Source organism: Coleofasciculus sp. G2-EDA-02, from assembly GCF_040226375.1.
GTDB lineage: Bacteria > Cyanobacteriota > Cyanobacteriia > Cyanobacteriales > Coleofasciculaceae > Coleofasciculus.
In genome coordinates this window covers 1-9,372 of the sequence record NZ_JAVKEW010000245.1, presented here as the reverse complement: position 1 = coordinate 9,372, position 9,372 = coordinate 1, and the positions used below count along the sequence as shown (strand labels likewise).

5 protein-coding genes and 1 tRNA gene are annotated in these 9,372 nt (G+C 47.0%); 2 read left to right on the top strand and 4 right to left on the bottom strand.

Translation table 11 applies throughout. The annotated features are described in order from the left end of the window. Nucleotides 1-467: 467 nt before the first annotated feature. A tRNA-Gln gene (locus RLO19_RS28345) sits at nt 468-539 on the bottom strand. A gap of 423 nt (nt 540-962) precedes the next feature. Between RLO19_RS28345 and RLO19_RS28340 the strand changes: the two genes are divergently transcribed. Beyond that, nucleotides 963-1,265, top strand: a complete 303-nt coding sequence (locus RLO19_RS28340) for a hypothetical protein (protein WP_446360729.1) — start codon at nt 963-965, stop codon at nt 1,263-1,265. Here the strand turns inward: RLO19_RS28340 and RLO19_RS28335 are convergent. The 3 genes from RLO19_RS28335 to RLO19_RS28325 form a co-directional block, all read right to left on the bottom strand. After that, nucleotides 1,253-2,977: a R3H domain-containing nucleic acid-binding protein gene (locus RLO19_RS28335; RefSeq protein WP_446360731.1), complete on the bottom strand. Its 1,725-nt coding sequence runs from the start codon at nt 2,975-2,977 to the stop codon at nt 1,253-1,255. The two genes, RLO19_RS28340 and RLO19_RS28335, sit on opposite strands and share 13 nt — an antisense overlap. Nucleotides 2,978-3,098: 121 nt before the next feature. Next, on the bottom strand, nt 3,099-4,346 hold the full coding sequence (gene ldpA, locus RLO19_RS28330; protein WP_446360727.1) for a circadian clock protein LdpA: 1,248 nt from the start codon (nt 4,344-4,346) through the stop codon (nt 3,099-3,101). Nucleotides 4,347-4,430: 84 nt separating this feature from the next. Then, a complete protein-coding gene (locus tag RLO19_RS28325) occupies nt 4,431-4,568 on the bottom strand; it encodes a hypothetical protein (RefSeq protein WP_446360725.1) in 138 nt (45 codons plus the stop codon). A 608-nt stretch (nt 4,569-5,176) separates the two neighbouring features. Between RLO19_RS28325 and RLO19_RS28320 the strand changes: the two genes are divergently transcribed. Continuing rightward, nucleotides 5,177-9,121 (top strand): response regulator, encoded by a 3,945-nt coding sequence (locus tag RLO19_RS28320; RefSeq protein ID WP_446360723.1) that lies wholly within the window; start codon nt 5,177-5,179, stop codon nt 9,119-9,121. The last annotated feature ends 251 nt before the right edge of the window (nt 9,122-9,372 follow it).

Below are 9,372 nucleotides of genomic sequence, written 5' to 3'. Positions count from 1 at the left end.
AGTTTGATATTTCCACATCTATCCAGAAGCTTCAAATCATTAACCACAAATACTGCACACCAATCCATCGGCATGATGGCTATAGTTATGCCACATAATCCACTTTTGTCCATTGATTTAATGACTAGAGGCGCACCGATCTCGTGAAATCATCTCTTCTCGAATTAATCCCCGGTATAAAACCGATGATCACGAATAAACCTTCTGCCCTCTGAAGAACTGGGCGTGATCGGCAGATGATTATAAATAGGGCTTGCTGCACAACGGCAAAACCCTTATCTATCAAGGCTTTGAGTAGCATAGACATTGGATCATCTTCAAGGAAATAGGGTAAAACCCTTTCATACCCTTGCACTGCTATCAGGGAAAATGTATCATTGCTCCCCCTGCTCCCCCTGCTCCCCCTGCTTCCCCCGCTCCCTTCACCCACAACTTATTCAGCAAGCCCTAGATAGGGGTAGATGCGACTGGGGTGCTAGGATTCGAACCTAGGAATGGCGGGACCAAAACCCGCTGCCTTACCACTTGGCTACACCCCAAAGTGTGTACCTTGCTTATATTAGCAGTTTTGCCTAGGAATATGTCAAGAGATTTGTGAAAATTGGCTGATTTGTCCTGGATCAGGAAATAGCTCGCTCAATTTCATCATTTATCATCCTTTTACATGAAGAATAAATAAATGTCAATCTTTATTAAAGATAGTTAACTTGCCTACGCCCATTAAAAATTTAATATAATCTTTATATGACGATGAAATGCCCTATAATAAAGCATTGACTGCTTTATTCAGGGTAAAGCGATGCTTTTATATATCTTCAGGTTAGGGGTAGCTATGTTCAGGGGTGGAACTATGTATGTGAACATTTGTTAAAAAAAGGTAATTTTTTTAACGATCATATAAGTTATCACAATGCCATCAGCCAAGGGAACCTCTACTGGAGATCTCTTGCAAAAAATGACTGTTGCTTAGAGCAATCAGTCACCAAACCTTACTTGACTTTCATCTACCGATTAACACTGGAGATTCACTGATGAGATTAATTCGCGAAATAGTACAAGAAGCACAAAAGAGCGGTTATCTGACCGTGCAAGCTGAAGAGCAACTGCGTCAGCTTTTAGTTAATAAATATGATATGGAAGACTTTACCGCATTTATCCAATTGCAGCAAGCTGTGATGGAAGAACGGGTGAAGCAAGAGTCTCGTGAGCTACTCTACACATTATCCTCTTGCCACACCCCTATCCCTTGCCATCAAGCGGGGTAGATTCTCAAGCGGCGATTGGGTTCATCGCCAAAACTATCGGACTTGAGGCGATAATGTTCAACCAGTTCATGCTGCATCTTTCGCACTTTTGGCGATCGCGGAAGTAACTCAACAGGTTGTCCATTGGGAATCACAATTTGCTCAACAGCTAAACGTGCTTCTTCGAGCGCCTCAATCTCATCATCACTTCCACTTTGGGTAAACAACCGCAAATCCGCCGTATCGGGGGTTCCAGGGTCATCCATATCCAACATTCGCCGCAGGGCGCGAGTCACTTGGGGAATAGTGCTAGCTTTAACCGCGTGAATGGGAATTTGACGGGAGCGAGCAATTGAGCGCAGTTTTGAGTGACTTTTAACGTGCGATCGCAAGCCCAAAATCGCATCAGCACTATCCATGTCTTTCGTTAAAACAACGGGTAAATTTAGGACTCGGATTACCTGCTCAATTTGATGGCGACTCACCCCATAAGGATAGATATGAAGGGGCAAATCCTCACCATTGGGTCCAATCGTGTCTACAACCTCATCAACGGGGGTAGCTTGTTGCCAAGAATCATGGAGTAGCTGATCAAAGTAACTCGTTTGAGCCGAAGACGGCGATGAGGAGCGTGACAGAGGCTGCATCTGTCCCGACGAACGCCAGCCACTGGGTTTAGCCACTAACCCCGACGGGTTATGGCGTTCCAAAGGTGCGGGCGCATCAGGAAATTCATGGGTAATAATCACCTTATTCTGTTCATCCACTGTCCGCACTTGGGGATTCGGTTTACGTCCCCGCAGCAGGGAATCCACCGTATCCGCCACACTCTCATGTACTACCCAGCGCTGACGCTCCAGCATTTCCACAGCAATCTCAAACGTGGGCGGTGCTTTGCGTTCTAATACCGTTTTTTGAGAACCCCGGCGTCTGGCTTCATCATCACCCAGAGTTACCGCTTGAATCCCACCGACTAAATCAGAGAGCGTGGGATTTTTAATCAGATTCTCGATTTGGTTTCCATGAGCCGTACCCACTAACTGCACCCCCCGTTCCGCGATCGTGCGGGCGGCGAGGGCTTCAAGTTCGGTGCCAATTTCATCAATGACAATCACTTCAGGCATGTGATTTTCCACCGCTTCAATCATCACCTGATGTTGAAGTTCCGGACGCGACACCTGCATCCGCCTGGCTCTACCAATAGCGGGATGAGGAATATCTCCATCACCAGCAATTTCATTGGAGGTATCAATAATCACCACCCGTTTTTGCAGATCATCAGCCAGCACCCGGGCAATTTCGCGTAACGCCGTCGTTTTGCCCACACCCGGACGTCCCAACATCAAAATTGATTGACCCCGTTCCACGAGATCTTGAATCATACCAATAGTGCCAAACACGGCTCGTCCGACGCGACAGGTTAACCCGATAATGTCGCCGGGACGATTGCGAATCGCGCTAATCCGGTGTAAGGTTTTCTCCAGTCCGGCTCGATTATCTCCACTGAAATGCCCAACCCGCTCAACACAATAGTTTAATTGTTCAGCGGTGACGGGGGTTTGTGATAGATATTCGGCGCCAGATGGGAAACGTACCTCAGGAAACCGACCCAAATCCATCACCACTTCAATTAAATTGTCTAAATTGTCGCGATGGGGGTGTTGCTCTAGGATTTGGCGAATATCCTTTGGCAAAATATCCAGTAACTTTTGGAGATCCTCAGTAATCTGCATCCCAGCTAAATTGATGGTGTTGGATAATTCTTGATTGGATAACGATTGGGGATGGGATGGGTTCATCCCGTTGGCATTCACCATAGGCTTGTATGTGAAAAAGAGCGATCGCTGTTGGTTATCAAAGGGATAGTTCCGGTTGATTTTGGCTCAAAGCCAAAACAGGCTTAGGGACAGACTTCAATGGGGACACCAGAGAATGGGCGATGGCTACGGCTTTGAGCAGCCGCTGCGGATCATTTTCCAGGTTTGCCCTTGATGATAATGGAAATGATTGGGAATTGATATCATGATTTGCTTCATGGTATTGATCGAGTTGGTCTAAAATCGGAGCCAGTAATACCCGGGCATAGCTACCGTAAGCCACACCCGCGACAAAGGGCTTTACTGGGTTAGCCGCAGATTCCTCCGTTGTTCCTAGGTTGAGGAGTCTGGCTGCTTTGAGTTTACTGACGGTATGGTGATTGGTTCCACCCGCTAGTTGCACGAACCCAGGTAAATTGGCTGATAACGCTTTTTGGGCTAGCTTCACGGCTTTTCGAGTTGTTCCGATACCAATATCACCGCTCATTGGCTTACCATCGGTTTGCCAGATTAGGGGACAAGGTAAGGGCGCGATCAGATGGTAAAGTTCCCACAGATAGTCAATGAAGCCCTCACCATCAGGACAACTGATAGCCAGCAACTTCAGGGTATGAATCCAGGGAGCGATCGCGCCCCAGAGTCGTTTAAAATCTGTAAAATGTCCTACTTGAGTATGAATTTCCAGGGCATCAACTTCGTTTTTGAGAATTACTTCAGCCAGGGTTGTGGGTGTGGATACGTAGGATCGAGTATATACGAGTTGACTAGGGCAAACGGGTAAGCAACGTCCACAGCCATAACAGCGTTGATCGATAACACCGGAGAATCCCTTGGGTGAGTGCGGGGAGTTGAAGGGTTGATCTGGCTCCCACAGGCGGAGAGTTTCCGCCTGAGTTGGCGGTTGCTCGAAGACAATCGCTTGAGCCGGACAAATAGCTTGACAAGGGCGGGGACAGTCTGGGGGACAGGCATTCGGATTAAATTCTGCTTTGCGAAAATGGGGATCTTCCCCATCGTTTAAACTGACCATTAACCAGGGTTGGCTACGGTATCCCATACCTTGTGCTTGACCGGACTCTACCAGGCTTGTCGCCACATTTAAGGCTGTCTTTGCCGCCGCAATGACGGCGGGGTCAGCTGCCACATCAATACAATCAGCCCCAGCTAGAGTATACGCCAAGGTGAGGTTACGAACGGCAGGGAGGTGCTGAAAACTGGCGCCGCAGATGAGCTTGAACCAGTTACCTTCCCTTAGAGATTGTAAGGGATTGTACAGTTTAGTCACCCTTATATGCTAAATCCTTGTGCCAAAAATGGGGAGAGGAGTTTCTGAGGAAACTTATGGGACAACAAGCTTTAGGCGTAAGAATTAAGCTTGGGGACTATCGTGCGATCGCGACTTAGATGCCTTCGAGTCGTCAATTTCACCATATCTAGGCAGTTGAGTTGAGTTTTCCCCTAAATCTAGGGGGTGAATCCCGATGGCGCTGTTTCTCCTCCCAGACATGAATTTACATTGGCTTCATGTTTAAGTTTTGTAACATTAATGAATCCGGTTGACCCAGGAACAATGTAGGGACGCGATGCAAGAAGCATCTCATTCCCACAAAAAGACCCCGCTCTGTTCATTTGGCGGAGTCAACCTTAACTCTCTACTACACTAAAAAGACTACTGCAATCCCAGGGTGAGATCTATGAAGTTTCGGTAAAGTTCCGGGAGAAAACCTTAAAGATTCTGTAAAGCCACCCCATGGGGTATCGAGACGATGTGGCGGGGAATGGCTTAATTCGTCAAGCCAAAATGTTTATTATAGATAAAGTATTCCATGTTAGAGGATAAAGAGTTCTGACAAGTTGTGCTACTAAATAGACAGAAACGGGTGATTTACCATTAGCTTTTAATCTTTCGCCATTTCCTACAGGAAACGGAATTCAATCAAACTATCCCTGATTTCCTTTGTTTCGACAGCAGCTTGAACTTGGTGTCCCCCAATCAAGGGAGCCAGGGCGCATCGCTATGCGCCCCTACCCTCAATCGGCTCACAGCCAAACAACATGGAGTATTCACTCCCTTGAATAAGCGAGTAAATCGGCTGGATTACTAAAGGACTGACAATGCCAGATTTGTTACCAGTACTATTGTATATTCCCCACGGTCATTGCTACTTATGGCAAACGAATTTAGTTTCCCTACATGTTATTTCTGACGCCTTAATCGCCCTGGCTTATTTTTCAATTCCGATTATCCTGCTTTACTTTGTTAGCCAGCGACATGATATTCCGTTTTCCAAAGTATTTTTCTTATTTGGTGCTTTTATTATTGCCTGTGGGATGACTCATGTCATGGGAGTCTGGACACTTTGGTTTCCACATTATTGGATCTCGGGGTTGATTAAAGCGTTTACGGCTCTGGTTTCCTGTTACACAGCGTTAGTCCTGATTCCGCTGATTCCCCAAGCCTTAGCGCTACCGAGCCCTGCTCAACTCCAAGCCGCAAATCAGGCGCTGGAAATTGAAATCCGCGATCGCAAGCAAGCAGAAGCGGCGGTGCGTACCCTAAATGCTCAACTTGAGGAGCGGGTGAATGAGCGCACCAAGGAATTGACACAGGTAAATGAGAAATTAGAACGGGAAATCAAAGAACGTATCCAAGTCGCCGAAGCCCTGTTTGAAGCCGAAGAAAACTATCGCAGTATCTTTGAAAAAGCGGGTTGGGGTATCTTCCAAACTACCCCCGATGGACATTATCTTAGCGCTAACCCGGCTTTAGCTCGGATTTATGGTTATCCCTCCCCCGCCGCCCTGATTAGCCGACTCACCGATTGTGAACATCAACTCTACGTCGATCAAAACCAACGCGCTGAATTTAAACGCCTGATTCATCAACAGGGTGCTGTCTCCAGTTTCGAGTCTCAAGTGTATCGCCAAGACGGGAGTATTATCTGGATTAGTGAAAATACTCGTGCGGTGCGGGATGGGAATGGTGTGCTGCTGTACTATGAAGGTTCCGTCGAAGACATTAGCGCACGCAAGCAAGCCGCCGAACAGTTACAAGCCAGTGAGCAAAAGCTGCGTCAAATCATTGACCTTGTCCCTCACTTTATTTTCGCCAAAAATCTAGATGGACAGTTTATATTAGTTAATCAAGCGATCGCAGATGCTTATGGGACGACGGTAGAACACCTGCTCAACCACAAAGACGAGGACTTTATTCAATCCCCCGAACAACTGCGCCGCATTCGGGAAGAAGAACAGCAAATTATCCAACATGGACAACCCAAACACATCCCAGAGGAAAGGGTTACTGATGCTCAGGGTAACATTCGCATCGTGCAAACCACCCGCATTCCCTTCTACGTCACCGGCTCAGCAACGCCGGCAATTTTAGGCATTGCCATTGATATTACCCAACGCAAGCACATTGAGCAAGAACTGCGAGAAAATGCGGCGGCAATTCGCGCCTTATACGAAGTCACAACCGCACAAAATTCTAACTTTGAGCAAAAGCTACAAAACTTACTGGCAATGGGACGCCGCCAGTTTAATCTGGATGTAGGTATCCTCTCTCATGTGGAAAACATCGACACCGAAAATGGGCGTTATGAAATCATCGCCGCCCAAATGCCCAATAATTTGAAATTTACAGGGGTCACTCTTGATCTGAAACAAACCTACTGCGCCGAAATCTTACACGCCAAAAAGCCCCTGTGTATCCTCTCGGCTAGCACCAGCCAATGGAACAATCACCCAGGTTACAAGATTTTCCAAGTTGAAGCCTATATTGGTGTCCCTGTGGTTGTCGCTGATCAACTCTATGGTACGCTCTGCTTCGCTAGTCTCACATCCCGACAAAAGCCATTCAAAGACATAGAAATTGAACTTTTAAGACTCATGGCGCAGTGGATTGGTGGAGAAATTGAGCGTCAGCAAGCCTCACAAGAATTGGCACAAGCTCGCGACGCAGCTTTAGCCGCGACTCGTGCCAAAAGTGAGTTCCTCGCCACCATGAGTCATGAAATTCGCACACCGATGAATGGGGTGATTGGGATGACTGGGCTGCTGTTGGATACGCCGTTAACCCATCAGCAGCAGGAATTTGTCACCACGATTCGCAATAGTGGCGATAGCTTACTCACCATTATTAATGATATTCTCGACTTCTCCAAAATTGAATCCGGCAAACTGGAGTTAGAAAAAGCCTCTTTTGATCTGCAAGTTTGTGTTGAAAATTGTCTGGATCTATTAGCAGCTAAAGCCAGTGATAAGAACCTCGAACTAGCCTATCAAATCACGCCCCAAACCCCCAGAATGGTTGTCGGTGATGTGACCCGCTTACGGCAAATTCTGGTTAACCTCTTAAGTAATGCGGTTAAATTTACCCAATCGGGGGAAGTGATTGTTTCACTCAGCGCCGAGAAACTCGACTATGAGCAATGGGAGCGTCGGGAAACCAAGACTAACACTGATTCTCCAGCCCTATCCATTACGCCCTCAGCAGCTACCCCCCATTACCGGATTCAATTTGCCGTTAAGGATACCGGAATTGGCATTCCCCCAGAACGATTAAACCGTTTATTCCAACCCTTTAGTCAAGTAGACTCCTCAACCACCCGTAAGTACGGTGGCACAGGGTTGGGACTCGCCATCTGTAAGCAATTATGTGAAATGATGGGCGGCACAATGTGGGTAGAAAGTCAAGATGGAGTGGGTTCAACCTTTTACTTCACCGTTGTGGTTCCGGCTGAACCTAGCACCAAAGTTAATAGTAATCAGGTTTGTCAGTTGGAACTTGACGGTCAACGCCTGCTGATTGTGGATGATAACGAGACGAATCGCCAGATTTTAATGCGACAAGCTCAAGCTTGGGGGATGGAATGCTATGCGGCGCAATCGGGTATTCAAGCCTTAGACTGGCTGCATCAGGGGGAACGGTTTGACCTTGCCATTTTAGACATGCAGATGCCGGAGATGGATGGGGTGACATTGGCTTTGAAAATTCGTAAACTTCCCGGTTGTCAAAGCCTACCTCTGGTGATGTTGTCGTCTCTGGGTGAGTTGCAAGTCGAGGAACCGGATGTGAAGCAGAAGTTTGCGGGGTTTCTGACTAAACCGATTAAACAGTCTCAACTGTGTGATGTGCTGATGCAAGCAATGGCAGGGGTACCGATTAAGGTTAAAGTCCACAGCGCCAAAACGCCAGACATTGACGCCAAGATGGGTGAACGTTTACCCCTACGGATTTTACTGGCAGAAGATAATCAGGTGAATCAGCAGGTGGCGTTGCATCTGCTGCAACGGATGGGGTATCGAGCCGATGTGGCGGGGAATGGTTTAGAAGTTCTAGAAGCGCTACGGCGTCAGCCTTATGATGTGGTATTTATGGACGTTCAGATGCCAGAAATGGATGGGTTAGAAGCATCCCGTCGTATTTGTCAAGAGTGGTTGGATTTAAATGGGGATACTCACTCGAAACGTCCTCGAATAATTGCCATGACTGCAAATGCCATGGTAGGCGATCGCGAAATGTGCCTTGAGGCTGGTATGGATGATTATATCAGCAAACCTATCCGCATGGAGGAATTGGTTGAAGCGTTAAAAAAAGCCTGTAGAGATGTGAAGCTGGAATGTCTGGAAGATCCTAGAGAGATTCCGGTGAAACATCTTGATGATACAACCCCATCGGATAGCGCTAAGGCGGCGGGATTGGATGCGTCAAATAAACCTGTGTTTGATCCCGTAATTTTTCAACAATTACGTGAGATGCTTAATCAAGAGGACGTATTAGCCGAAGTAATTAAGCGTTATCTAGAGGAAGCCCCGAAACTCTTACAAAACCTGTCTGATGCCCTCACTCAAGGACAAACCGAACTGCTCGAACGGACAGCTCATACGTTGAAGTCCAGCAGTGCTATAGTAGGAGCCACCCGTCTGGCTCATTTGTGTCAGGAATTAGAAGCCAAGGCGGAGAGTGAAACCGTTGAGGTGAAAGCGGCGCTAGTGTCCCAGATTAACGCTGAATATGAACCCGTGAAAAGGGTTTTAGGGCAACAAAGTTCGTAGTCAGGGCTTTAGCCCTAGTTGGTAGTCAGGGCTTTAGCCCTAGATTCTGTTGGGTTTCCTAAGGTCAACCCAACCTACAACTATTCCACTATTTTGGTATAGTCATTTTATGACCGAGAACTAGGGATACAAGCCTCGTCCTTTTAGGACGACTTTTTATTTTCTCTTAGTCTTGTATTGTAATAAATAATGTGTTAATCTATAAAAGTAGTCTAGCACAGGCGAAAGTCGTGAGTATCGCCAATCGATTT